The 25023-nt window shown below is 40.6% G+C and carries 22 protein-coding genes; 2 read left to right on the top strand and 20 right to left on the bottom strand.

The window, feature by feature from the left end:
* Window positions 1-355: 355 nt before the first annotated feature.
* Window positions 356-1624: an NAD(P)/FAD-dependent oxidoreductase gene (locus tag LDL79_RS12155; protein WP_225597872.1), complete on the bottom strand. Its 1269-nt coding sequence runs from the start codon at window positions 1622-1624 to the stop codon at window positions 356-358.
* A gap of 303 nt (window positions 1625-1927) precedes the next feature.
* Here LDL79_RS12155 and fbp point away from each other — a divergent pair, with 303 nt between their 5' ends.
* Window positions 1928-2935 (top strand): class 1 fructose-bisphosphatase, encoded by a 1008-nt coding sequence (gene fbp / locus LDL79_RS12150; protein ID WP_167596377.1) that lies wholly within the window; start codon window positions 1928-1930, stop codon window positions 2933-2935.
* Between the two features lie 69 nt (window positions 2936-3004).
* On the opposite strand, the gene LDL79_RS12145 is transcribed toward fbp, so the two are convergent.
* From LDL79_RS12145 to LDL79_RS12075, 15 genes are all read right to left on the bottom strand, one after another.
* Window positions 3005-3883, bottom strand: a complete 879-nt coding sequence (locus LDL79_RS12145; protein ID WP_225597871.1) for an ATP-binding cassette domain-containing protein — start codon at window positions 3881-3883, stop codon at window positions 3005-3007.
* Window positions 3880-4551 (bottom strand): molybdate ABC transporter permease subunit, encoded by a 672-nt coding sequence (gene modB, locus LDL79_RS12140; protein WP_225597870.1) that lies wholly within the window; start codon window positions 4549-4551, stop codon window positions 3880-3882. Before modB ends, LDL79_RS12145 begins: the two co-directional genes overlap by 4 nt.
* The gene (locus LDL79_RS12135; protein ID WP_225597869.1) at window positions 4548-4952 is read right to left on the bottom strand and encodes a TOBE domain-containing protein; all 405 of its coding nucleotides are present in this window, start codon (window positions 4950-4952) and stop codon (window positions 4548-4550) included. The genes modB and LDL79_RS12135 overlap by 4 nt, the downstream gene beginning before the upstream one ends.
* Window positions 4945-5715, bottom strand: a complete 771-nt coding sequence (gene modA, locus LDL79_RS12130) for a molybdate ABC transporter substrate-binding protein (RefSeq protein WP_225597868.1) — start codon at window positions 5713-5715, stop codon at window positions 4945-4947. The genes LDL79_RS12135 and modA overlap by 8 nt, the downstream gene beginning before the upstream one ends.
* Window positions 5716-5746: 31 nt before the next feature.
* Complete coding sequence (locus LDL79_RS12125) at window positions 5747-6025, bottom strand: CBU_0592 family membrane protein (RefSeq protein WP_225597867.1); 279 nt, start codon at window positions 6023-6025, stop codon at window positions 5747-5749.
* Between the two features lie 22 nt (window positions 6026-6047).
* Window positions 6048-6533: a MarR family winged helix-turn-helix transcriptional regulator gene (locus LDL79_RS12120; protein ID WP_225597866.1), complete on the bottom strand. Its 486-nt coding sequence runs from the start codon at window positions 6531-6533 to the stop codon at window positions 6048-6050.
* A 160-nt stretch (window positions 6534-6693) separates the two neighbouring features.
* Complete coding sequence (locus LDL79_RS12115; RefSeq protein WP_225597865.1) at window positions 6694-7347, bottom strand: Yip1 family protein; 654 nt, start codon at window positions 7345-7347, stop codon at window positions 6694-6696.
* Between the two features lie 83 nt (window positions 7348-7430).
* Entirely contained in the window at window positions 7431-7778 is a 348-nt protein-coding gene (locus tag LDL79_RS12110) for a cupin domain-containing protein (protein WP_225597864.1), read from the bottom strand.
* A 4-nt stretch (window positions 7779-7782) separates the two neighbouring features.
* A complete protein-coding gene (uxuA, locus tag LDL79_RS12105; protein WP_225597863.1) occupies window positions 7783-8952 on the bottom strand; it encodes a mannonate dehydratase in 1170 nt (389 codons plus the stop codon).
* 15 nt (window positions 8953-8967) lie between these two features.
* Window positions 8968-9783, bottom strand: a complete 816-nt coding sequence (locus LDL79_RS12100; RefSeq protein WP_225597862.1) for an SDR family oxidoreductase — start codon at window positions 9781-9783, stop codon at window positions 8968-8970.
* A 22-nt stretch (window positions 9784-9805) separates the two neighbouring features.
* Entirely contained in the window at window positions 9806-10591 is a 786-nt protein-coding gene (locus LDL79_RS12095; RefSeq protein WP_225597861.1) for a rhamnogalacturonan acetylesterase, read from the bottom strand.
* Between the two features lie 5 nt (window positions 10592-10596).
* Window positions 10597-12495: a pectinesterase family protein gene (locus tag LDL79_RS12090; RefSeq protein ID WP_225597860.1), complete on the bottom strand. Its 1899-nt coding sequence runs from the start codon at window positions 12493-12495 to the stop codon at window positions 10597-10599.
* Between the two features lie 76 nt (window positions 12496-12571).
* Window positions 12572-14200, bottom strand: coding sequence for a RagB/SusD family nutrient uptake outer membrane protein (locus LDL79_RS12085; RefSeq protein WP_225597859.1), 1629 nt, complete (start codon window positions 14198-14200; stop codon window positions 12572-12574).
* 4 nt (window positions 14201-14204) lie between these two features.
* Window positions 14205-17318: a SusC/RagA family TonB-linked outer membrane protein gene (locus tag LDL79_RS12080; protein ID WP_225597858.1), complete on the bottom strand. Its 3114-nt coding sequence runs from the start codon at window positions 17316-17318 to the stop codon at window positions 14205-14207.
* A gap of 37 nt (window positions 17319-17355) precedes the next feature.
* Entirely contained in the window at window positions 17356-18810 is a 1455-nt protein-coding gene (locus LDL79_RS12075) for a glycoside hydrolase family 28 protein (protein ID WP_225597857.1), read from the bottom strand.
* A gap of 273 nt (window positions 18811-19083) precedes the next feature.
* Between LDL79_RS12075 and LDL79_RS12070 the strand changes: the two genes are divergently transcribed.
* Window positions 19084-20118, top strand: a complete 1035-nt coding sequence (locus LDL79_RS12070) for a LacI family DNA-binding transcriptional regulator (RefSeq protein WP_225597856.1) — start codon at window positions 19084-19086, stop codon at window positions 20116-20118.
* Window positions 20119-20155: 37 nt separating this feature from the next.
* On the opposite strand, the gene LDL79_RS12065 is transcribed toward LDL79_RS12070, so the two are convergent.
* From LDL79_RS12065 to LDL79_RS12050, 4 genes are read right to left on the bottom strand one after another with little or no spacing between them, the layout of a single operon-like run.
* Complete coding sequence (locus LDL79_RS12065; RefSeq protein WP_225599972.1) at window positions 20156-21772, bottom strand: UxaA family hydrolase; 1617 nt, start codon at window positions 21770-21772, stop codon at window positions 20156-20158.
* Window positions 21773-21797: 25 nt separating this feature from the next.
* Entirely contained in the window at window positions 21798-23237 is a 1440-nt protein-coding gene (locus LDL79_RS12060; RefSeq protein ID WP_225597855.1) for a tagaturonate reductase, read from the bottom strand.
* Between the two features lie 29 nt (window positions 23238-23266).
* On the bottom strand, window positions 23267-24553 hold the full coding sequence (locus LDL79_RS12055) for a TRAP transporter large permease (protein ID WP_167596361.1): 1287 nt from the start codon (window positions 24551-24553) through the stop codon (window positions 23267-23269).
* Window positions 24550-25020 carry a TRAP transporter small permease gene (locus LDL79_RS12050; RefSeq protein ID WP_225597854.1) on the bottom strand — a complete coding sequence of 157 codons (471 nt, stop codon included), beginning with the start codon at window positions 25018-25020 and terminating at the stop codon, window positions 24550-24552. The genes LDL79_RS12055 and LDL79_RS12050 overlap by 4 nt, the downstream gene beginning before the upstream one ends.
* Window positions 25021-25023: the final 3 nt, after the last annotated feature.

The raw sequence follows: 25023 nt of genomic DNA, 5'->3' as shown, positions 1-25023 counted from the left end.
ATTTGTAATGAGAGTATTAACTTTTGTTTATACTAAGCTAGATAAGGATTCTTTAAAAAACACAAAAACAGGATAAAAAACACAACTTTATCGGTTTAGTTTGGGTGTTTTTTAATTTTTTACAAGTGTAATTTTATTTATCGTAGGAATGTGACCCGGAAATATAAACGCATATTACTGTTTTATACAAGTAATTATTTTTTACAACTACCAATATATCAGCATTTAATAGTCGTTCATCCTGAATCAAAGGAGTAAATCGATTTATGTGAGAAGATTCAGAATTAAAAAAAACAATTTACTTCCATAGAAAAATAACTCGTAAGAATATTCTTAATAACTAAAACCGCATAAGCTATTTCCGCTTTGTGTTTGGTCTTATGATCAGTCTGAGATCTTGATTTTGGGTAAGGTATTCTGTAGACCAGTTGTAGAACGTACGCACTCTATTTCGATAATCAATTAAAGCAAATAGGTGTACAAATAGCCATACAAACCATGCCACAAAGCCATTGAAGTGTAGTTTTGGTTTAGGCATATCGGCAACAGCTTTACTGCTCCCAATAATCGCCATAGATCCTTTATCAAGATAATTGAAGGGTTTGGGCGGTTTTCCTTTAGCCATTCGGTCCAGGTTTTTAGCTAATACTCTTCCTTGTTGCATGGCTACTTGGGCAAGTTGCGGATGCCCTGTAGGAAAATCTGAGTCAGCAGTGCTTATTGAGGCATCACCAATGGCATAAATATCCTGTACATTTTCGACCTTATTATAGGCATCTACTTTTAACCGGTTACCGCGTTCATAAGCCATATCGGGGATTCCTTTAAATCGAAAGCCGGTCACGCCCGTCGCCCAGATAAGATTTTTGCTATAAATATGAGAACCATCTTTCATCATAACTTTTTCGCCATCAAAATCTACAACTCGCGTGTTAAGTAAAACCTCCACACCTGCCTTTTGTAGCTTTTTAAGCGTGTATTGCTGACTTTTCTCACTCATAGGCGAAAGCAGCTCTCCCCCACCGTTGATCAAATAAATTCGGCTTCCTGAACCTATGAGCTCAGGAAATTCTTTTCTTATAGTATGGTTACGCAACTCTGCAAAAACACCGGAAATTTCAACTCCGGTAGGACCGCCTCCCGCAACCACCATATTTAAATAGGGTAAACGTTGTGACTTATCATCTATACGCGTGGCTTCTTCAAGTCGCTGTAGTAAAAGATTACGCATTTCTAATGCGTCTTCAAGCGTCTTCATGGGAATCGCATGCTTTTCAATCTGATCAAGTCCAAAATAATTGGTTTGCGTTCCCGTAGCCAATACCAAATAATCGTAGTGTAGCGTACCGTTATTCAAAATGATCTGATGATTTTCAGGCTGAACTTCTAGAAATTCTCCCATTCTAAACCTAAAATTTGCCTGGCCTCTAAAAAGGTTTCTAAACGGAAAAGTAATACTCGAAGGATCAAGATATCCCGTGGATACTTGATACAACAAGGGCGGAAAGAAATTGTAATTATTTTTATCTACTAAGGTGACTTGGTAGTACGATACTTTACTTAGTTTTTTAGCAAGATTGATTCCGGCAAAGCCTCCCCCAATAATTACAATATGTTTACTCATAAATTCTAGTATTAAGCTCGAAATTAGCGGTTTTCTTGGAGTTAGCTTTGATTTTAAAACAATTTTAATGCTTTATTTACGGCGCTATTCTAAGCGTTATTTCTTACAATAAACTTCCGCTCGTAACTCCTAAATTAAAAGTATGCTGAAGCTTTTAATCACAAAACTTTGCGTTAACTTTACTACGAATTCTTTGCTAAATAATCAATAAAAAACCAAAGTAATCGATTGTAAAAAATGTATTTGATACATTTTTTAATAAAAAAGTAATTTTATTACATAGACCAACCAGAACACACTTTTATGGAAAGACACACCACGCTTGGCGAATTTATCGTTCAAAACCAAAAAGATTTCCCGTATGCTAAAGGCGAACTCACCTCGCTTCTGAGCGCTATCAGGCTCGCCGGAAAAATGGTGAATCAAGAAATCAACAAAGCCGGACTCGCAGAAATACGCGGAAAAGCCGGTCAAGAAAATGTACAAGGAGAATCCCAAGCAAAACTAGATGTACTCGCCAATGACATGTTTATCAGCACGCTACGTGATCGTGGCGATATTTGCGGTTTGGCCTCAGAAGAACTTGAAGATTTTGTAGTTTTTAATGAAGAGCAACACAAAAATGCCAATTATGTAGTGCTTATTGACCCTCTTGATGGTTCTTCAAATATTGATGTTGATATAACGGTAGGTACCATTTTTAGCATTTATCGCAGAATCAGCCCGGTGGGGACGCCTGTAACTTTAGAAGATTTTCTACAACCCGGTATCAATCAGGTTGCTGCGGGCTATCTCATCTACGGAACCTCAACAATGCTCGTGTATACCACAGGAAATGGTACTCACGGTTTTACTTTTGATCCCGGAATTGGATCTTTTTTTCTCTCTCATCCTAACATGAAGTATCCGGAATCTGGTAGAATTTATTCAGTAAATGAAGGGAATTATGTGCATTTTCCGCAAGGAATTAAAAAGTTTATACGTTGGGCACAAGAGCTTAACGAAGAAGAAAACAGACCTTTTACTTCACGTTACATCGGTTCGCTGGTGGCCGATTTTCACCGAAACATGTTGCTAGGCGGAGTCTATTTATATCCTGAAGGAACTAAAGCTCCTAAGGGTAAGCTACGTCTAAATTACGAATGTAATCCAATGGCTTTTCTTACGGAACAAGCGGGAGGAAAAGCTTCTGACGGTTATGGTCGCATTATGGAACGTATTCCTAACGAACTGCACGAGCGCGCTCCTTTTTATTGCGGATGCACTACTGAAGTGGAAAAAATTGAATGGTTTTTACAACAGAAAGATTAAACACATTTTTCAGAATATTACGCGCTTCAACAGCACAACAAAAAATCCGGAAGACGGCTTCCGGATTTTTTATGCTTCTAATTTATAAAGTATGGGGTTAAAGGCTTTTGAGACGACTATCACCTGATCGCCCAAAGCAAGCGCTTGGGCTTCGTGATGCTGTACTACTACTTTAACCACTTGCGTATGAATGCGCACACTCACGACGCTGATGATCTCTTCCCTTTCAACCTTGACAACCACTCCCGGAAATTTGAATTTTCCGCTTAAATTTTGATTGGTAAAGACAGTATCGGGCGAGCCTATTTTATTGATCCTTCCTTGTTCTAAACAAACCACCTTGTCAGCCAACTTGATAATTTCGCCTACCTCGTGAGATATTAAAATTGTGGTTAGATCGTAGCGCTCTTGAACGCGCTTTAAATATTCATGAAGTTTAAAACGTATGGTATTATCTAGCGCTGCAAAGGGCTCATCAAGCAATAATAGTTTTGGTTTTTGCACCAAGGCCCGCGCTAGCGCCACACGCTGTTTTTGTCCGCCGCTTAGTGTTTCGGGTTTGCGGTGTTGCAGTTGCTGCAACTCCATCACCTCTAGAAGTTCGTCAATACTGTTAGTGCCGTCTTTTTTCCCTTTGGCAAAAAACAGATTCTCTAAGACCGTCATATGACCAAACAAGGCATAATCCTGAAAAACAAAACCTATACTGCGCTCCTGAGGTTTTTTATTGATTTTTTTTGAACTGTCGTACCAGACTTCATTGTTTACAACGAGACTTCCACGATCTGGAGTCATCAATCCACTGATCATTCTTAAAGTAGACGTTTTGCCCGCTCCAGACGCTCCGTAGATTGTGGTAAATTGACCGGCTTCTAGGGCCAGTTTCAGTTCAAGATCAAAACTACCTGCTCCCCCATCTAATGTTTTAGTAAAATCAATCTCGATCATTTATAAAAACTTTTAAAATGATTTCCGTTCACGAGATATACGACAAGTAATATGCAAAAAGTAATCGCAAAGAGAATAAAAGAATATAGATGAGCAGCATCGTAATTGAGGGCTTCAACCTCATCATAAATCGCGATAGACGCTACTTTTGTTTTCCCCGGAATATTGCCACCTATCATCAGTACTACTCCAAATTCACCCACGGTATGTGCAAAAGACAATACAATACCGGTAAGTAATGCTGGTTTGATCTGCGGAAGTTGCACTTTGAAAAACGTTTCCCAAGTGGATTTCCCCATCACATAAGCAGCCTCTGTTACTGATCGCGGAATGCTGCTCAAACCTGACTGCAGCGGGTGAACCATAAACGGCAAACTATAAAGCACAGACGCGACGGTCAAACCCGCAAACGAAAAAACCAACTTAACACCCAGCCACTCGTTGAGCCAATTTCCGAAGAAATTATTAGGACTAAACGCCATTAAAAAATAGAACCCCAAAACCGTTGGGGGTAACACCAGCGGCATACTCACCAGCGTCTCGATGACCGGTTTAATCTTAGCTTTTGTAGTGCTTAACCACCGGGCCAAGGGCAATGCGACCATTAGCAAAATAAAAGTGGTAAGTACCGCTAGTTTAAACGTGAGGATAAGAGGTTCCCAATTCATAAACCACGTAACATTACTTCGTTTAACTTGATCATCGCGATTACCTTCTTGCCTTCTTCCAGTTCTAAACGCGATGCAGAATCTGTGCTTATGATGGCTATGAGCACGCCGGCATCTGACTGTAATTTGAGTTTAGTAAGTAACGCTCCTTTTTCTACGGAAACAATACTTGCAGGAATACGGTTTTGTAAACTGATCTGCGGCACTTCTGCAGTGGCAATGATCACCTCGGTTTCTTTAAAAAGTACAGCAACCGGAGCTTCAGATTGAAGATATGCAGCAGTTTCCGGCGTGTCGATCACGATGGCTTTTAGCTGAAGTTTAGGTGTAACTTCAACCAGCACCAGACTAAGATTGCCGTTAACTTGAATGGTTTTTATATTTCCGTTGAAACTATTCACCTACCGAATATCCAAAATCTTGAAGAATTTTCTGTGCTTCTGCGGTAAAAAGGTAAGCATAAAATGCTTCTGCCTGTTGCTTTTTTGCTGCATCCGGTGAGATCATCACAACCCCTTGCGCTATGGGTTTGTATAAGGAATCGGCTACCGGCGCCCAGAATCCTTTGGTTTTTAAAGAAGGTGCTTTTACTACCGAAAGTGCGGTAAATCCTATTTCGGCTGCGCCGGAAATAATAAACTGATTGGTCTGTGCGATGCTTTCGCCATAAACCAATTTATCAGCCACAGGCTCTTCTAATTGCAATGTACTTAACGCAGCAACCGCTGCCTCTCCATAAGGCGCTGTCTTTGGATTGGCCAAAGCAATATGTTTGACCGCATTTGATTGAAGCGTCGCAAATTCTGGTTTTAATTCACTACGCAATGTCCAAATTACGAGTTTGCCATATGCGTAAATTTTAGGGGATGTTGCCGCAATACCAGCATCGTAAACCTCCTGCGGATATTTCATATTTGCCGCAACAAAAATATCGTAAGGTGCTCCCGCTTTGAGTTGTGCCGTTAATTTCCCCGAAGAACTGATCACCAATTCACAAGGCACACCTGTATCTTTAGTAAAATCGTCTGCCAACCGCTGCATTGCAAATTGCATATTAGCAGCGGTGGCAATGGTAAGTTTAGGGGTGTCATTAACTTCTTTACAGGCTGTAAAAGCCGCAGTAAAAAGAAATAGGAAAATATAAATCCGTTGAAATTTGCGCATAACCGAAGGTACTACAATCAGTGCAACTGCATCAATACCCCTGCGCTTTTCTTTTTCTTTTTCGGTCTTGATACCAATGCTTTTTAGCGCGGTAAATAGAGAGTAAGGCTATAATACTCCAGATCACATTGGTAACTAAAGACGGAATGGCTTTATAATAAAAGCAATTGACCGCAATCAACATTCCTCCTACTAGGTTCATTAAAATATAATAGGTACTAAAATCTTTGTTTTTTATTAGAGTAAGTGCATACGAGAGGACTACAAGAAAAGAGCCCGCCCATCCTGAAATATCGATGAGTAACTTCATAGCCTTTAAAATTTGGAACGTTCTATTCGTTTATAAGGAGTTTATCCATTCGGGTTTTAAAATCAGCTTCCGCCATACGGGCTTCAAGCTGTTCTAATTGTTCAAGCAATAGGGTATTGTGTTCAAGCATTTCTTCAAGCGCTTTATTACCGGCTTCCCAATAGGCTTCTAAAACAGGTAGTTCTTTTTTGGCTTTTTGTGATAAAACCAGGTTATACCTGCGGTTATCTTCAGGATCCAGATTAGAATTGATGTAGCCGCGTTTTTTCATTTTATTTATAAGTTTTACGATCGCCGGATGCGAGAGCTGTAAGGCATCTGCAATTTCGGTTACCGTCATCGTTTCATTTTTTTGAAGAAGTAAAAAGATCATATGCCAATTGGGCTCTATCTCACTATCATGCTCTCTATAAAAATCCCGAGTTTGATACATAAAAGCATCACTCAATCTTTTTAATCTACCGGTTAAACCGGCATAGCCCATTTCAATCAAAAAATCTTCACTCATCTCAAATATGTAACTGGTTACACAAATGTATATTTTTCTTATAGTACATTTATTAATTCAGCGTTAAATTTTTTAGTGATTTTTGAAAACTTTGTAAGAGCTATTTTACAGGAAAATCAGACGAAATATTCTTTCAATAACATTACCGCAAGCCTTTAAATTACACGATTGCTGAATATAGTACACTGATGAGTAAAATAGGCAGAAGCACTACAAAAATGGGCAAGATCAAATTTAAAAATGCTTTAAAGAGACCTACATTTTGCACTTCTGAAATACCGATCAAAATGAGAACAAAAGACCAAATAGATAAAACTATTTCACAAAAAACTGAAGTGTAATAAATCACTTTATCAAAAGAGCTGCCTTTGGTTAAATCTAGATCCTCTTGAAAAACTGCTTCTCCATAAATTGCTATTTGTAGTATTAAAAACACCAAAGCTGTAATAGCAGGTAGCATTCCATAAGCCAAAACTCTTACTAGTTCTTTACTAGAAGCACGCCCTCCTATCCACTTGCCTGTCCAGCTTAACAGCGCTGCGTACAAATAATAAGAGATCCAACCAAGAAGCGCTCCACCAAAGACACTAAATCCAATTACGGCAAGCAAAGACATGCTATCACCAAGATTTTTTTCAATAGCACGATCAAAGGCATTAAAAATACCCGCTAAAAGCAACAGCGTTTGTACAAAGTCATCAATTCCACGTTGATGCATATACCTGAATACCCTGCGAGGAGATCGCCATATTTTGATGAATAATTCGCGATGCGTAAAGGTTTCTAATTCGGTATTAGCGGTAGTGTTAGTCATAATTCTTAATCCAAAATGATGTAGATAACAAAAACATCTAAAGTTAGGACTTAATTAAAAAAGCGGCCCTAGAGCCGCTTCTACTATTCTAAAAAATCTTCCCTAGCCGGATTAAACGAATCGATTAAAATTCCTGCTTCTAGACATTTTGCTCCGTGTGGTGTGTGCGGCGGCACATAGAAGCCGTCACCAGCTTCTAATAGTTCTGATTTCCCATTGATCGTGATCTCAAATTTTCCCGAAACTACATAGCTGCCTTGAGTGTGCATATGGTCGTGCACGCTGCCTATAGCTCCTTTTTCAAACTTGACACTTACGACCATTAAATCGTTGTTATGTGCTATAATTTGCCTTGTGATCCCATTATCGGCCTGCTCCCAGGCATTTTTATCTGTTTTAAAAAATACGTCGCTTGTTGCTTTTGTACTCATAAGGTTACTTTTTGTTCTGCATAAATTCTATCCCTGCGATTACCCCGCGTAATTCTGCCAATCCTTTTAAACGGCCTATCGCAGTGTACCCCGGATGTGCGAGCGGTTTTTTGAGGTCGTCAAGCATCTGATGGCCGTGATCAGGTCGCATAGGTAATTGCTTCCCTCTTTTCTTTTCTACTTCTAAAAGCGCGTGCACTACAGCCGGCATAGGTACATCGCCCTCCAGATGATTATCCTCAAAAAAGTTGCCCATCGCATCTCTTTTAGTACTGCGCAAATGAATGAAATGTATATGGCTGCCGTAATCATTGATCATTTGCACCAAATCATTATCTGCACGCGCTCCAAACGAACCAGTGCAAAAGGTGACCCCGTTATATGTGCTGTCGTTATCTTTTAGTAAACGCGCAATATCTGAAGCTTTACTCATTATTCTAGGCAAGCCAAAAAACGGATGTGGCGGATCATCAGGGTGAATCGCCATAGCTACTCCTGCGGCTTCAGCGACTGGTAAAATTTCATCTAAAAAAAGCTTTAAATGCTCCTGTGCTTTAGCCTCGTCAATTGAAGCGTATTTATCAATAGCTTCCTGTAATCCCTCGAGACTGTATCCTTCTTCAGCGCCCGGGAGACCAGCGATTATTGCATCCTCCAACTTCTGTTTTTCTTCGGTTGAAGCCTTATCAAAAAAGCGTTTTGCTTCGGTTAATATCTTTTCATCATAATCTTTTTCTGCGTTTTTTCGCTTCAGCATAAAACAATCAAAGGCCGCAAGATGCGCCCAATCAAAGCGTAATGCAGTCGCGCCATTTTTTAATGGATAAGCCAATTGGGTGCGCGTCCAGTCTAAGACCGGCATAAAGTTATAACACACCACCTCAACCCCTATTTCACTAAGGTTAATGAGCGACTGTTTATAGTTATCTATATGCTCCTGAAAAGCTCCGCTTCGGGTTTTTATAGGCTCAGTTACCGGAAGGCTTTCTACGACTTTCCACGTAAGTCCCGCGGCTTCAATTTCGGCTTTGCGCTGTTTTAAAACCTCAACAGACCAAAGCGCACCATTTTCAATTTCGTGCATCGCGTGAACCACACCGGTCGCTCCTGCCTGCCTAATATCTTGAAGCGTAACGGGATCTTTATGCCCGTACCATCTCATCGTTTGTATCATCTCTACTTGCTTAAATTAAACTCCGGCAAAAGCCTTAAAACCACCATCTACAGTCACTACGGTTCCGGTTACAAAACTGGCTGCATCGCTGCACAACCAGTGGATAGCTCCATTAAGTTCTTGTGGATCGCCAAATTTACCCAAAGGTGTATGTGCTATGATTTTTTCGCCGCGATCGGTGAGGCTTCCATCGCTGTTGGTGAGCAGTTCACGGTTTTGTTCCGTTAGGAAAAACCCCGGAGCCAAAGCGTTTACCCGAATGGGGTTCTCCTGTTTTTGTGCAAACTCGATAGCTAAGAATTGGGTTAGATTCTCGATTCCTGCCTTTGCCGAAGCATAGCCCATCACACGCGTTAACGGTAAATGCGCTGCAACGGATGAAATGTTCAACACACTACCTTTTTTGGATTTTTCTAATAACGGAAGAAATACCTGCGTAGGTAAAAAGCTGCCTATATAATTCAGATCTATCACCTTGCGCATTTCTTCTACATCAGCATCAGCAAGGCTTTGCTCAGGAAGAATCAACGCGCCTTTCATATTTCCGCCGGCAGCGTTGATCAATACATCTATGTAGCCTAAATGATTCTCGATCGTGCCTTTAGCTGCTTCTAAAGCCTCTTTACTGGTCACATCTGCAACAACGCCCGAAGCTTGGTCTCCCTCTTGTTTGATGCTATCAACCAGTGCGTCTACCTTGCTCTGATTGCGTCCCAATACGACTACGTGAGCACCAGCTGCGGCCAAAGAACGCGTCATAGATTCACCCAAAACGCCCGTAGCGCCGCTGATGACAATTATTTTGTTTTCTACTGAAATCAAAGATTTCATACTATTTATTTTTGGTTAGTAATTAGTCTTTCAAGGTAACAATTTCTACCTCCAAAACTTGAGGTTTAATGTAGTTTTCTAGCTCCAAATCCTGTCTGGCAATTTCTTGCAAAGCCAGTGACGCAATCATCTTTGCACCGGTGTAGGACAAGTGCGTATCATCGTGTTTTCCATTTTGATAATAAGGATTTTCGCCCGGTTCAAAATGTAAGTGAATGGATTCAGACTTTTCAGGACCTAACTTTCGCTCTAATCGTTCGGTCAAGAATTGCATGTCTATAAATGGAACGTCTAAATCATTGGCCACCATACGTACCACCAACGGATAATTTCCGTGCGTATCTTCAAGTGTGCCGTGCTCGTTAAACTTGCGTCGAACAATAGAAGACATTAAAATTGGGGTCGCCCCCGCTTCTCGTGTTTCCTTCACATAACGTTCTAGATTGTATCGATACTGCGTAAACGGATTGGTATAACGCGTACTGTCTTTAAACTTCTGGTCATTATGCCCAAACTGAATGAACACAAAATCGCCTTTTTTCAAAGTTTCTAGTACGGTTTCCCAGCGCCCTTCCGTAATAAAACTTTTACTGCTACGTCCGTTAACGGCGTGGTTACTGACTTCTATAGCGTCGGTAAGCAATTCCGGAAGCACTTGCCCCCAGCCGTGTTCAGGATTTTCCTCCGGGTTTTTCTTATCGGCCATTGTAGAATCGCCAATAAGATAAAGCGTAGGTTTTTCTTGCGCGCTTATCACCGAAAATGTGGCTAAGGTTAAACAAAGTGCTAGTTTTTTTAAATGCTTCATCAAGTCTATTTTAAAATTGAAATTTGTTTATCTGGATCCCAATGGTCTTTACCGCTGAGAACTTTTTCTTTTGTGTATAGCAGTGCTTCCTCTTCGTAAAGCTGATGTGACCACCATACCCGCGCATCAGGGTTCGCACCGGCTCCTGTAGACTGAAATTCAGCATAAAAAACTGTGCGCTCTTTATGCGGAAACATAGCATCACCGTCCCAAACGTTCCATCCTTCAGACATAATATGTTCGCCCAACTTACTTTCTATAAAAACCGTTTTAGCATACGGGCGCCACGGCCTTCCTAAATATACCTGATCTACGCCTTCAGCAGCGGTAAGGGTGCACTGTTTTAACACATACCCGTATTCTTGAAACTTAGGCGTTGACGCTGCAGTGACATACGAATTTGATAGACTATGAATCTCACAAGCGTCAAAAAATGCTGTTGCCTGCCCAAAAATAAAATCGGTTGTACCTTCAATATAACACGAATCAAACAGCATACGATTCCCTTCTCCCGCGGTGTATACCGTATCTTGACAACCCAAAATCTTGCAATTTTTGAAAATCGCTCTATCTGCTGCAACGTGTAAGGCTACAGCCTGACCCTTATCACACCAAGTATTCTGAATCGTTAAGTTTTCAGCATAAAAATCTTGGCCTTCCACTTTCAACGTGTATGAGGTAAAGGTGTTGTGTTTCTTATTAGATAAAGAATCTAGTTTACCCGAATAATCAGAATTCACAAGAACTACTTCGTATCCAGGCATTCCTATAAGAGCAATTTTACGTTTCCAAGCCGGGATCTCAATCTTTTCGTTATAAACGCCCTCTTTGATCAGAATTTTGACAAATCCGGGACCTAAATCTCGCGTATTACTAATCGCTTCCTGAATGCTTGTGTGATCTCCACTACCGTCCTGAGCCACGATGAGAGTTTTATAGACTTCTGAACTTTCTTTATTGAAAACCCGATCTAAAAAAGATAAACTATACTGAAGCGTTTTATTAAACCAAGGTTGAACCAGCCAAAACGAATGTGGTGTACCCGGTAACGTATGTATCTCATTGTATATATCGTGCTGATTTAAAATCTGAAGCATATCATCACGGCCTGCGTGAAAACGTGGCTGTGTACTGTTGATAAAAAGGGTGGGTGGCGTTTTTGCATTTATATAAGTTAAAGGTGAGGCTTCCTCCCAATTTTTTAAATTTTCAGAACGCGAACCGTTAAGCCATTGCGCTGCGACTTCCCCTTCTTCTGATTCAGGATGTGTAAAAGATACAATTCCGTCAACATTTATAATCGCCTGTACCGCATCTGAAGTTGTATCCTGCGGATCTTTATAAAGTTCAGAGTTACCGGTAACACCTACCAAAGTAGCCAGTTGTGCTCCTGCCGAATTGCCTAAAATGGCAATCCTATTTGTATCAATCTTAAACGCTTCAGCCTGATCTCGCATCCAGCGAATTGCCGCTTTGAGATCTTTAACCGCCGCGGGATATATTGCTTCGGTACTCAATCTGTATTCTACGGTGACAGCAACATAGCCGTGGTTTGCTAATTGTAACGCTAAAGGCCTGACATTAGCCTTGCTCCCGCTAATCCAACCCCCGCCGTGAACCAATAAGACGGCCGGATACTTTTCCGCCTTAGCGGTAGGGATATAAACGTCTGCCTTTAGTTCTCGACCATTGACACGCTCATGCGCCAGATCTTCTAAAACTTTGAAATCACCTGTTTTTAGAGCTTCTATTGGTTTTATAAAAGGATATTCCTTTTTGAGTTTTTCATAAGTCGTCTCTAAGGTATAAGGTTTGACTTCGATGGGCTTTTCCTGTGCAGAAAGTTTCAATGCAGTGCAAACCATCAAAATGAAAAATATCAGACCGTAACGTGTTCTCATCATAAAACCATTTAAAAAGCAGAAAAAAGCTTGACCCAAAATGGGTAAGCTTTTTTCACGCTCAATTAAAATTCAAAAATTACTGGTATGCAGGATTCTGTTCAAAGTCATTATTTTGATTCAAGTCTAAAGCACTTTGCGGAATAGGTCTCAAGATCTTGAGTTCGCCGTTAGCACCATTAAAATTACCTTCTTCAACAAGATAGTGGTATGCCGAAGCTCGCTCGATCAACGTACCAGTACGCTTCAAGTCAAACCAGCGGTGATATTCACCCATAAGTTCGCGCCCACGCTCATCTAAAATATAATTGATATCAAATTCTGCAAGAGTAGCATCAACTACGCCTGCACGCTCACGCACATCATTAAGAAAATTAAGACCCGTGCCCGGTTGACCAGCTTGTAAATAAGCTTCTGCAGCGATCAAATACGTTTCTCCCAAACGAGATAATACGATATCTCTTCTACTTGTATTTTGCCCAAACGGAGCCTCAGGATCATCAAATTTCTTAAGCGGAATAGTTTGATAATCATTAGTAGGATTTGCCGAAGGCACATAACTTCCGTAAGGGTGATACGTTGCTTCAGGGTGTTCTGCCATGTAGGCATCTTGATCTGCCTGAGTGGCTTCCCAAGCTGGAGCATAGTAATGCGCTACCGGAAGCGTGCTGGTATCATCAACATCATAAAAGTCAAAATAACGACTATACACTTCAGTCATAAAAGTGGCAGCATACCGCTCGTCATCTTCGGTAAAAAGATCTATCGCAAATTGTGTTGGACACAAGGTATAGGTACGATAAGGCGCGTCACCGGCAACCTCGCTTCCACCTTGATACGGACCAAAATAAGCCGTTTGCTGATGCCCTAGGTCAAAAGGCGCTGTACTTACAGAAGCAGGATCATATTGTACCGAAAATAGAGTTTCTTCCTTTATAGGATAGGTAGGATTTCCCGGCGCCCATAATTCGGCAAAAGATAGATTTAAGCCTTGCCCTGCAATCGCGGCTTCTGCATAAGAAGCAGCTGTAGTAAAATCTGCAGTAGAACCAAAGCTTTCATAACCTCTAGTCAAATACACTTTGGCTAACAGATGATTCACTGCACGCTGATTTACTTTTCCCTGATATGCCCCTGAACCTACTTGGTTCAGCGCAGCTTCTAGTTCGCTAATGATAAAACCATAGATATTCTCAGCACTTTCTCTAGAAAATTCTAATACGGGTTCTCTAAAATATTCTGTTATTAATGGAACACCTCCGTAGGTTTGCACTAATAAAAAGTAGGCATTTGCGCGCAGGTATCGTACTTCACCTAGCTGCTGATCAAGTACATCTGTAGATTCGGTTAAATCTGCGTAATACACTGCGGTATTTGCTAACTGAATGGCTCTGTATGCATTGTCATACAATTCTGCCACACCTGAAGAAGACGGGTTAAGATCAGAATATCTGCTCAATCCTGTGGGTTCTGCATCACGCCCTTCAGCAAAAAGATCTGTTCCACAAACGTAGATCCAAGGTGCATTACCGTACAATTCACGCAATTGTGAATAATTAGCATTGATTAGCGATTGATAGCCTTCACCGGTAAGATAAAATTCTTCGGCAACGGCAAAAGATTCATTTTCTTCTTCTAAAAAATCTTGGCAGCTGATCACCGTAAACAAAACAGTGAGGCAGCTTAATAAATAGGTTATCTTTTTCATCTTCTTAAAATTTTAAATTAAAGCCTAACTGATACGTCACAGAAGCCGGTCTACCTGTGTTTAAACTTGCTCCTGCCCATTCTGGGTCATAGCCTTCATAATCTGTAAACACAAATGGATTAAGCACGTTAGCATAAACACGTAATGACGTAAAGCCTAATTTTTCTAAGGCGCCATCTCCTAGGTTATAGCCTAGTGCAATGTTCTTTACTTTTACAAACGATGCATCCTTGTAATAGCCTACGCCATTGTTTCTCCAGAAAGAACCTTCGTTACGTGGCTGCGGATAGGTATTAGATGCTCTTGCCGGTAAGCCCGCATCATTGGCAGGCACATACCAGTCTATATCTAATTTTTGACGTCCACGATCACGTGTATCGGCAAAATTAGAATGGAAGTTACTGTACACTAAAACTCCTTGCGTTACAATTACAGAAGTTGAAAGATCAAAGTTCTTTACACGTAGCGAACTGAAGAAACTTCCGGTCCAATCAGGGTTAGAAGAACCTAAAATGATACGGTCACCATCTGGTGTATATTGACCGTCATTGTTAACATCAAGCAATTTCTCCTGACCTTCTTCCATCCCGTAACCGGTTGCTTCATCGGCTTCATCTGCCTGCCAGATTCCGGTGAATTTATAGTTGTAGATCGCATCTAGAGATTCTCCAATAAATAAGTTGTTCCCTATATCATCTACTTCGCTCTGCCCGTATATAGTACGCAGCTCGTTAGTATTTTTAGTGAACGTAAATTGAGTCGTCCAGGTTACATCTTCGGTCTGAATATTTCGGGTAGTTAAAGCAAGTTCGACACCGCTGTTGTTTACAGAAGCTACGTTTGCATTAATATTAGAAAAGCCGGTTTCGCTAGGAAGATCTTGTGTAAATAATAGATCGTCAGAAAGTCTGTCGTAAACATCAACACTACCGGTGATACGATCATTTAAGAATCCAAAATCAACCCCCACATTAAATTCGCGAGTACGCTCCCAACGTAATGCCGCGTTAGCGATTTGCGTTGAGATAAATCCGTTAGAAACGGTACCGGCATAATCGTAGTAGGTTTGTGAATTCAGTGTATTTAATGACGAATAAGGATCAATGATATTGTTACCGGTATAACCAAAACTAGCACGTAACTTTAAGTTGCTTACCGTTGTTGATTCGGCTAAGAAATCTTCGTTAGAGATATTCCAACCCACCGCTGCTGACGGAAATGAATCCCAGCGATTATCTTCTGCGAATACCGAAGAACCATCCCATCTGTTAGATAGGGTTAGTAAATATTTATCATCAAATGCATAATTTAAACGCAATGCATAAGAGCGTAGTGTATTCTTATTGAATCCAGAACCAATATCATACGTACTTTGCTCTCCGCTGCCAATGTTATAAAAACTGGTATCAAAAGGCATATTACGAGAAGCCGAATACGAATTTTCGTTACGATTAGAGAAAATACTATAAAGCCCTAGTAAGCTTACATTGTGCTTTTCATCAAAAGTTTTATTGATGTTGAACTGATTGTCCCAAGTGTAATTAAAATTCTGGCTTTGATCTAAGCGCGCAGAAGGCAAATTGTTATTACTGGCACCGGTATTGGTCAATGCTCCCCAAGATCTTCCGCGTCGCGTGTCTGTATAACCCGCAGCGAAAGAGGTTTTAAACGATAGCCAATCTGTTGCTTGATATTGAAAATAACTGTTCCCAATCACGTTCCAACGGCGTACGTTATCGATTGAGTTATTAATTTCTAAAAGTGGATTATAGGTACTGGTTTTATTGATTATAAAATCTCCATTTTCATCTACTAATTTTCCAGGTTGTGGAAAAAGCGTAACCCCATCTAAATCATAAGGATCTAAAAATGGATTTAATCGAAATGCTTCACGCATAGCGACATCAGAACCTTGATCCTGATCGATCAAAGTAACCGTAACATTGGTACCTAAAGTAAACTTATCATTGATGTTGTGATCAACCCCAAGCTTTAAAGTATATTTATTCAATTCTTCATTATCGATGTTTCCTGTTTCATTTTGATAACCAATGCCTAAGTTATATCCCAAACCATTTTCTGCCCTTCCGGAAGCATTTACGTAGGTATTTTGCTGAACACCTGTTTTTAAAACCGCATCATACCAGTCAAAAGATTGATTAGCAGCTACCCGTCTTAAAAGCTCCTCGTTAGAACCATTACCACCCACGGCATTCGCTAATGTTTCGGCAGAAACAGCGCCTGTGTTAGGATCCGTTCCGGCGGTAGCTAAATAAGCAGATTGGTGATAATCCCACCAAGTTTGTGGATCCATTAATTTTGGTAAACGTGCTACATCTTTAACACCTACAAAAGACTCCACACTAACGGTTAGTCCGCCTTTTGCACCTGCACCACTGCGTGTGGTTACGATCACAACCCCGTTAGATCCACGAGAACCATAGATCGCAGTAGATGAAGCATCTTTTAAAATGTCCATTCGCTCAATGTCTTGCGGATTTAAGAAATCGATATTATCAGTAGGAACGCCGTCAACTACAAAAAGAGGGTCACCGCCACCGCCAATTGAATTCTGACCACGAATGGTGATATTAAAACCATCACCAATACGACCGGTAGAGTTACTTACCTGCACCCCGGGTACTAAACCTTGTAAAGATTCAACGGGATTGGTTATGTTTCTTTCGGTTAGACTTTCAGAACCTATAGTACCAACGGCACCTGTTAGATCTGATTTTTTTACAGTTCCATAACCTACTACGACCACTTCATTTAAAGACTGAACATCTGTCTCCAACGATATCGTAAAGGTACTTTGAGAACCCACGGCTACATTTTTAGTAAGAAATCCCACATAGCTCACCACTAAAGTGGCATCATCTCCGGGTACTTCTAGCTGAAAATTACCGTCAAAATCTGTTACCGTAGCATAATTGGTTCCTTCAACTACAATATTTACACCGGGCAACGGCATGCTGTCATCTGCAGAAGTAACCGTACCGGTAATCGTGCGTGTGTCCTGAGCAAATCCAGGTACCGAAAAAAGGCAGCTTGCCAGCACTAAAAGCAAGCCAATCTTTTTTCGAATAAGAAAATTTGTGTGTGTATTTCTCATCATGTTAAATTTGATTGTTTCTGTTTGTAATTGTTTCTGTTTACTTTTCTCCGTATTTCTCGTTATTAATAGTTGTATTTACATAATTTATAGGTTCGCAATTTTCAATCTTCAATGGAGTCGCCGCATTTTTGATGCTTACATTTTTCAAGCTGATTCCCGTCACCGGCTTTTCTTCTCTACCTTGAATCAACAGCCCATATTTCCCTCCATTTTCTACCGTTACATTTTCTAAGTTGATGTTTTTTATAGTTGGAATAAAGTCCCCTTCTTGAGTTCCATAGATGCCATAATACGTATTGATCTTAAGCACCGCTTCTTTTACCTGACCGACTTCAACATCCTTCACATAGACGTTTTCAACAAAACCACCTCTCAACGTGTTGGTCTTAATTCTTATGGCTCGATCCAGATTTGGACTGTTCATCGTACACTCGCGTACAAATACGTTACGTACCCCAGCTGAGATCTCACTGCCCATGACCACACCACCGTGACCATCTTTCATATCACAGTTTTCAACCACAATGTTCTCACTAGGAATATTTACACGACGACCATCACCGTTGCGTCCAGACTTTATTGCGATACAGTCATCACCAGTATTAAAGTTGCAATTGGTGATGTGCACATATTTTGAATATTCAGGATCGCAGCCATCATTATTAGGACCGTGGCTGTTCACAGTAACCCCGTCTACGGTTATATATTTTGATCTTAGCGGATGAATGACCCAGAACGGCGCATTGGTAAAAGTCACTCCTTGAATCAAAACATTTTCACACTCCAGCGTTTGCAAAAATAAGGGGCGTAGTTGATGACCTTCACCAAAAATGCGCTCTTCAACCGGAGTTCCATCTTCGATCATTGTAAAAAGCGTGGGCAAATTATGTTCATCTTTTTGCTGTGGCTCTCCCTCTTTGTGCCCATAACGCTCGGCACCACACCACGGCCACCAATTCTCTGTATTCGCTTGACCATTAAAAGTTCCCCTACCTGTTACTGCAATGTTTTTCTGCCCTTTAGCATAGATGAGCGGAGAATAATTCATGATTTCCATCCCCTCATACGAAGTATGCACAGCCGGTAAATAAGCGCTCTTATCTGTGGTAAATAAGACTTCAGCATCAACCTCTAGGTGTAAATTCACATTTGATTTTAAGTGAATTGGCCCTGTTAAATACGTTCCTTCAGGAACTAAAACTTTACCACCGCCCGCCTGATTGCAAGCAGCAATAGCAGCTTTAAAAGCTTCCGTATTTATAGTTGTTCCATCTGCTACAGCTCCGTATTCATTAATATTGAACACCGAATCCTGAAAAGTGACTGTCCCGATCTCTTCGATGATGGCATCAGCCTGTGCCCAAACATTTTCAGTTTGTGCTAAATCTGCTTTAGATTGCTCATTTTTATTTTTACAGGAAACTGAAACTAAACCAACCGCAACTACGGTTAGAAGAAGGTAGCGAAATCGATTTCTTAAAATGGGTAGCATAGATTAATAAACTGGTTATCTAAATGGGTTTGATCAAATTACTCGTTCTGCAACAATTAATGTAATCGATTGCACCAAAATAAATATTAATTATCAGTATGCAAATAAAAAAGACTAATTTTCATTAAAAAATCAGTTTTTAACAGTTAAATATGCCTGATTGATAAATTAAAGTGCCATTTTATGGCTTTTCTTCTTGTATATTCTACAGAAAAAGTGAGAAATATTAAAAATTATTCTAAATTGAAAACGATTACAACACCCTAATTGAAGATGCGCCAGAAAGAAAAGGTTACGATTTACGATATCTCAAAAAAACTAAATATTAGTGCTGCTACGGTATCGAGAGCTTTAAATGACAGCGATCGTGTGAGCTTAAAAACTAAGGAACTTGTTTTAAAAACCGCCAAGGAACTCAATTATCAACAAAACGCACTTGCCCTCGCTTTAAAAAGTGGTCGCACTTTTAACGTGGGAGTGGTTGTGCCGTATATCAATCACACGTTTTTTGCTTCGGTGATTCGCGGTATTGAGGAGGAGCTGGAACCAAAAGGATATCACGTGATTATCTGTCAAACGCACGAGAATGTAGAGAGCGAAGCCAAACAGATTAAAACCCTTCTAAATACGCATATAGACGGAATTTTTATTTCGGTTTCTAAAACCACAGAGAGCGTAAAACACATAGAGGAAGTTAGGGATGAAGGCGTACCACTGATCTTCTTTGACCGTAAAAAGGATATTTCAGGAGTGAGTTCGGTTACGATCAACGACTTTGAAGGGGCTTATGAAGCCACTACACACTTGATTCAACAAGGCTATACCAATATTGCGCACATAGGAGGTGATCATAAACTTGAGATTTATAAACACCGTTATGACGGTTATATCGCTGCACTTAAAGCACACAATCTGCCCGTGAATAATGATCTTTTGCTGCAAGTAAACAGCACTGTGGAAGCCGGTATTGAGGCTGTTAAATCCCTTTTAAAAAACAATATTAGCTTTGATGCAATCTTCTCTGCCAGTGACTATGTTGCTTTAGGGGGTATGCGCGAGCTGCGTGCTAACGGCTTTAAAATCCCAGAAGATGTAGGCGTTGTGGGCTTTAGTAACGAGCCGTTTACCAAATATTTAGAACGCCCGCTAACGACTGTGGGACAAACACCCGTTCTGATGGGGCAGATAGCCGCTCAGGTTTTTCTGGAACAAATTACAGACGTAAAAAAGAATTTTAGGGTTGAGAAAAAAGTGGTGTTGAGTCCGGAGCTTTATACCCGAGATACTTCAATAAAAAAAGGAAGCTAAAAGTAGCTTCCTTTTTAATGCATTTCTATACTGTAATTTAAAGTGACACTCCTCTTTTCCAAGGAATAAAATCATCCTGACCTAAAGCATCTGCCTTAGACTGGATCTCGCCACTCGCCACTTGAATTACGTGCTCTAAGATTTCTTCTCCCATCTCTTCAATGGTCTTTTCACCTCGAATAACACCACCACTATCAATATCTATAATATCGGGCATTCTACGTGCCAAAGTGCTGTTTGAAGCCACTTTAAGCACAGGTGCGATAGGGTTTCCGGTAGGTGTACCTAAACCAGTGGTAAATACAACAACACTAGCCCCAGAACCTACCATTGCCGTGGTGCTTTCTACATCATTACCCGGCGTACATAAAAGGTTCAACCCGGGCTTAGTGACATATTCTCCGTAATCTAAAATCGCTTGAATAGGCGATGTCCCGCCTTTTTTAGCAGCTCCGGCAGATTTCATAGCGTCAGTAATCAAGCCGTCTTTGATATTTCCCGGAGACGGATTCATATCAAATCCTGATCCTGCATCCACAGCAGATTTCTCGTAAGCCTTCATCAAGTGCATAAAACGCTCTGCATCCTCATCAGAAACACAACGGTTCACCAACTCCTGCTCTACTCCGCATAATTCAGGAAATTCAGAAAGTATGGGAGAGCCGCCTACTGCCGCCAGAATATCTGAAGCATAACCCAAAGCCGGATTTGCAGAAATCCCAGAAAAACCGTCTGATCCACCGCATTCTAAGCCCATCTTCAGTTTTGAGATTGAAGCTGGTTTACGCTGAATTTGATTCGCTTTTTTGATGCCCTCAAAAGAGTCTTTGATGATTTTAGAAAGCATCTCTTCAACTGTGCCTTCCTGTTGCTGCTCATAGATCAGCACAGGCTTTTTAATAGCAGCGCTCTTTTCGGCCAAAGCTTGTTTGAAAATGTCAATTTGTAAATTTTGGCACCCTAAACTCAATACAGTAGCCCCGGCCACATTGGGATTATTAACGTAGCCCGCAAGCAGTTTAGATAAAGAAACCGAATCTTGACGAATACCGCCACAGCCGCCTTGGTGCGTGATAAACTTCACTTGAATATTGTCAAAAATAGCCTGCTCTTCCTCTAGTTCTGCAACCGCTGTATCTTCTGGTGCACCGCTGATCAAACTGCGTAACAATTGTCGCTGTTTACTGGCTTTATGAAAAGAAAGCTCTTTTTCAAATACATCCTTAAGCAGTTCTATATTTCGGTTTTCACAAAATACTAAAGGAAAAAACAACCAGATATTCTGCGTTCCCACTTGACCATCCTCCCGGTGATAGCCCATAAAGGTTCGGTCTTTCCATTTTGAAATATCAGGTGCTGTCCACGAAGTTGTTTCTGTTTTTTTAGAAACTGAGTTCGCCTCGTGTTTTACATTCTCTGTAGTAAGCAAGCCTCCAAAATTAATCGCACTTAAAGCTTTTCCCACTAAAACCCCATACATATAGATAGGATCATTCACCTTAAAATCGGTCAATGCGATCTTATGCTTCGCTTTAGAATCGGTTAAAATTGCTATCGATTTTCCTTCAAAATCAACAGTATCTCCGGCATATAAATCTACTAAAGCTACTGCCACATTATCTTCAGGATGTACTTTTATCAACTTGCTTTTCATAGGTGCTTTACTTAAAAACAGTCTTTTAGACTGCATATTTTTTATAGGCTTCTTCTACGCCGTGCTCCTCAATTAACGCCAGAGCAGTAGTAACTTTTTGTTCTAATCCTGAAATCGCAGTTAAATCCTGATCCCAGAACCCAACATTGCTCAATACCTTTTGAGCCACTTTTGCATAGTCTTCGGTTTGCCAAGCTTCTTTAAAGAATGCCACAACCGCCGCATCATCTTTAATAGGTAATGCTCTACCCTTATAAGTGCCTTTATAAAAACGGATTAAACACGCCAATGCAAAGGTAAGATTTTCAGGCAATCGATTGTATTCTTTTTCAAAAGCTAAAAGACTAGGCAATACGCGAACTTTAAATTTAGACACCGTATTGAGTGCAATACTAGACAATAAGTGTTTGATGAACGGATTTCTAAATCGGTCAAAAACAGCATCTGCAAACTCTTGCAACTCTTCTTCGGAAAGATCTAAAGTTGGATTGATCTCTTTAAATACGGCATCTCGCACAAACTTTCCGGTAAATGCATCATCTACAGTTTCCTTTACCGTTTCATTTCCGTAGAGCAATGAAAAAGGAACCATCGTCGTGTGTGCTCCGTTAAGAATACGCACTTTACGTGTACGATAAGGCTGCATATCTTCAACGACCAAAACATTCTCGTCAATTTTATCAAACGGTATTTTTAGCTTTAATTGCGCGTCACCTTCAATCACCCAAAGTAAAAATGTTTCGGCCGAAACGATAAGATTATCTTTATACGCTAACTGACTTTGATACGCATCAATATCATCTTTAGGATACCCCGGAACAATGCGATCTACCAGCGTATTATGAAAGCTATTATGCTCTTCTACCCAGGTTTTAAATGCAGGCTCTAAGTCCCATAAATCTGCGTACTGCAAAATGATTTTCTTAAGCGTATCTGCATTATGATTGATCAATTCGCAAGGAATGATCGTCAATCCCATATCTGAAGCTCCTTCAAACTGATTAAAGCGTTTGTATAATAAAGCGGTTACTTTAGCCGGAAAACTTTTGTGTGGCGTGCCTGCAAGCGTATCATTCTCGTCAAAACTAATCCCTGCTTCGGTGGTGTTTGAGATTAAAAATTCTAGCTCTTCGTCAGTGGCTAATGCGAGATATTTATCGTAATCTGTATACGGATTCAGCCCTTCCTGCACACAGGAAATGGTGTGTATTTCTTCGGTTTCCTCTCCGTTTTTAATTCCTCTTAAAAATAAATTATAGAGTCCGTCTTGATCGTTAAGCATACTTACCATCCCACCTGGCAGCGGTTGGATCACCGCAACACCGGCATTAAAGTCTGCTTCTTTATTCAGTTTATCAATGATGTAATCTACAAAGGCTCTAAGAAAATTCCCTTCACCATATTGAATGACTTTTATAGGAAGTTTTTCGGTTAAACCTGTGTTTGCTCGAGTGAGATTTTTCATAGGGTTTATCTGGTTGATGCGTTAATTAATTATTCAAATAATGAAGGTAACCACAGGCTTATCGCCGGAATAAAAGTTACCATCAATAAAACGATGGCCATTACTGCATAAAGGGGCAGCAGGGGTTTCATTATCTTCTGAATTGAAGTTTTTGCCACTCCTACTCCAATAAACAATACTGCGCCCACCGGCGGGGTACATAGTCCCACACAAAGGTTCATTACCATCATAATTCCAAATTGAACCGGCTCAACTCCCATACTTGTGACCACCGGAAGGAATATAGGTGTAAATATCAAGACTGCTGGAGTCATATCCATAAAAGTTCCTACAAAGAGTAAAAGAACATTGATGATGATCAGGATGACCAGTTTATTGTCGCTAAGCGAAAGCAATGCTGAACTCACATTTTGAGGAATGTTCTCAAAAGACATTACCCACGACATACTCATTGATGTAGCAATCAAGAGCATCACAATCGCCGTGGTACCCACAGAGCTTAAGAAAATGCTCTTAAGACTCGAAATCTTTAATTCGCGGTATACAAACGAAAGCACTAAGCAATACAGCACTGCAATACCTGAGGCTTCAGTTGCTGTAAAAACCCCAGTTACAATTCCGCCAATTACAACGACTAGCAGCAACAAACTAGGCAAAGCATCTAAAAAGGTTTTGAGTATCGTTCCAAAACTACTGCGTTCACCTGCAGGGTATTTTTTCTTTTTGATCCAGAAGGTAGCCACTAACATTAGTGCAAGTCCCATTAAAATTCCGGGGATATATCCTGCAAGGAATAATGAAGCGATAGAGACACCGCCGCTCGCGAGCGAATATACGATCAATACATTAGAAGGTGGAATGATCAATCCTGTGGTCGAAGCCGTAATATTGATCGCCGCTCCAAATTCTTTAGAATAATTTTCTTTTTCCATAAAGGGCCCTAAAATCCCTCCAATCGCTGAAGTTGCTGCTACCGCAGAACCTGAAATTGCACCAAAAAGCATCGCTGCTATAACATTCACATAGATCAGTCCTCCGGGTAGCGCGCCCATGAGCGCTTTAGCAAAATTAATAAGTCGTAGCGCTATTCCGCCTTGATTCATAATTTGACCGGCAAGCACAAACAAAGGGATTGCCAATAGCGAAAAACTATCTAAACCGGTAGCCATACGCTGCGCAATTGTGGTGACACTGGCTAGCGAATCAATAGAGACCATAATGGTCAATAAACACGAAATCCCAATAGACCAAGCCACAGGCACCCCAATACCCAGAAGCACAAAGAAAACCAGTACCAGAATTAATACTTCAATCATGATGCTAAATATTTTTGAGGGTTCGCTAATTCGATGATCTTATACCAAATAATCAATGCGCCACTTATGGGTAATACGGCATAAACAAAACCAAGCGGCAAGCCTAGTGCTGCAGAATATTGGCCGAGTTCAAAATTCACGTAAACCAAATTGATGCCGCCAACGATCAAAGCAAAAAGCGCGAATAAAATGATCAAAATATTAATCCCCATTCGCAGTTTAATCCGGTTTTTGACGTTGAGTTTAGGTGGAAGTATGTTAATCGCTAAGTGATCTTGTTGCCCGGCAGCATAAGCCGCTCCCAAAATACCGATCCAGATCAGCAAGAAGCGCGCAATCTCTTCTGTAAACGAACTAGCTGCTTGCAGCACATATCTAGAAAAGACCTGCCACAGCACAGCGATAACGATTGAAGCCATCAGAAAAACCAAGATGCCTCCTAAAATTTTGTCTAATCTTTTTTTCATACT

This window comes from Leeuwenhoekiella palythoae (assembly GCF_020310025.1).
In the GTDB taxonomy this organism is placed as follows: domain Bacteria; phylum Bacteroidota; class Bacteroidia; order Flavobacteriales; family Flavobacteriaceae; genus Leeuwenhoekiella; species Leeuwenhoekiella palythoae.
Note: the sequence above shows the minus strand (reverse complement) of the source record. Positions and strands in the feature narration are given on the sequence as shown.

Bases quoted from the DNA above. Each gene is read 5' to 3' on its own strand.
- modA (WP_225597868.1), bottom strand. From the start codon at position 5,715: ATGCGCAAATTTCAACGGATTTATATTTTCCTATTTCTTTTTACTGCG.
- uxuA (WP_225597863.1), bottom strand. From the start codon at position 8,952: ATGATACAAACGATGAGATGGTACGGGCATAAAGATCCCGTTACGCTT.
- LDL79_RS12115 (WP_225597865.1), bottom strand. From the start codon at position 7,347: ATGACTAACACTACCGCTAATACCGAATTAGAAACCTTTACGCATCGC.
- LDL79_RS12155 (WP_225597872.1), bottom strand. From the start codon at position 1,624: ATGAGTAAACATATTGTAATTATTGGGGGAGGCTTTGCCGGAATCAAT.
- LDL79_RS12085 (WP_225597859.1), bottom strand. From the start codon at position 14,200: ATGAAAAAGATAACCTATTTATTAAGCTGCCTCACTGTTTTGTTTACG.
- LDL79_RS12080 (WP_225597858.1), bottom strand. From the start codon at position 17,318: ATGATGAGAAATACACACACAAATTTTCTTATTCGAAAAAAGATTGGC.
- LDL79_RS12060 (WP_225597855.1), bottom strand. From the start codon at position 23,237: ATGAAAAATCTCACTCGAGCAAACACAGGTTTAACCGAAAAACTTCCT.
- modB (WP_225597870.1), bottom strand. From the start codon at position 4,551: ATGAATTGGGAACCTCTTATCCTCACGTTTAAACTAGCGGTACTTACC.
- LDL79_RS12090 (WP_225597860.1), bottom strand. From the start codon at position 12,495: ATGATGAGAACACGTTACGGTCTGATATTTTTCATTTTGATGGTTTGC.
- LDL79_RS12075 (WP_225597857.1), bottom strand. From the start codon at position 18,810: ATGCTACCCATTTTAAGAAATCGATTTCGCTACCTTCTTCTAACCGTA.
- fbp (WP_167596377.1), top strand. From the start codon at position 1,928: ATGGAAAGACACACCACGCTTGGCGAATTTATCGTTCAAAACCAAAAA.
- LDL79_RS12125 (WP_225597867.1), bottom strand. From the start codon at position 6,025: ATGAAGTTACTCATCGATATTTCAGGATGGGCGGGCTCTTTTCTTGTA.
- LDL79_RS12050 (WP_225597854.1), bottom strand. From the start codon at position 25,020: ATGAAAAAAAGATTAGACAAAATTTTAGGAGGCATCTTGGTTTTTCTG.
- LDL79_RS12095 (WP_225597861.1), bottom strand. From the start codon at position 10,591: ATGAAGCATTTAAAAAAACTAGCACTTTGTTTAACCTTAGCCACATTT.
- LDL79_RS12070 (WP_225597856.1), top strand. From the start codon at position 19,084: ATGCGCCAGAAAGAAAAGGTTACGATTTACGATATCTCAAAAAAACTA.
- LDL79_RS12120 (WP_225597866.1), bottom strand. From the start codon at position 6,533: ATGAGTGAAGATTTTTTGATTGAAATGGGCTATGCCGGTTTAACCGGT.
- LDL79_RS12065 (WP_225599972.1), bottom strand. From the start codon at position 21,772: ATGAAAAGCAAGTTGATAAAAGTACATCCTGAAGATAATGTGGCAGTA.
- LDL79_RS12110 (WP_225597864.1), bottom strand. From the start codon at position 7,778: ATGAGTACAAAAGCAACAAGCGACGTATTTTTTAAAACAGATAAAAAT.
- LDL79_RS12055 (WP_167596361.1), bottom strand. From the start codon at position 24,553: ATGATTGAAGTATTAATTCTGGTACTGGTTTTCTTTGTGCTTCTGGGT.
- LDL79_RS12145 (WP_225597871.1), bottom strand. From the start codon at position 3,883: ATGATCGAGATTGATTTTACTAAAACATTAGATGGGGGAGCAGGTAGT.
- LDL79_RS12100 (WP_225597862.1), bottom strand. From the start codon at position 9,783: ATGAAATCTTTGATTTCAGTAGAAAACAAAATAATTGTCATCAGCGGC.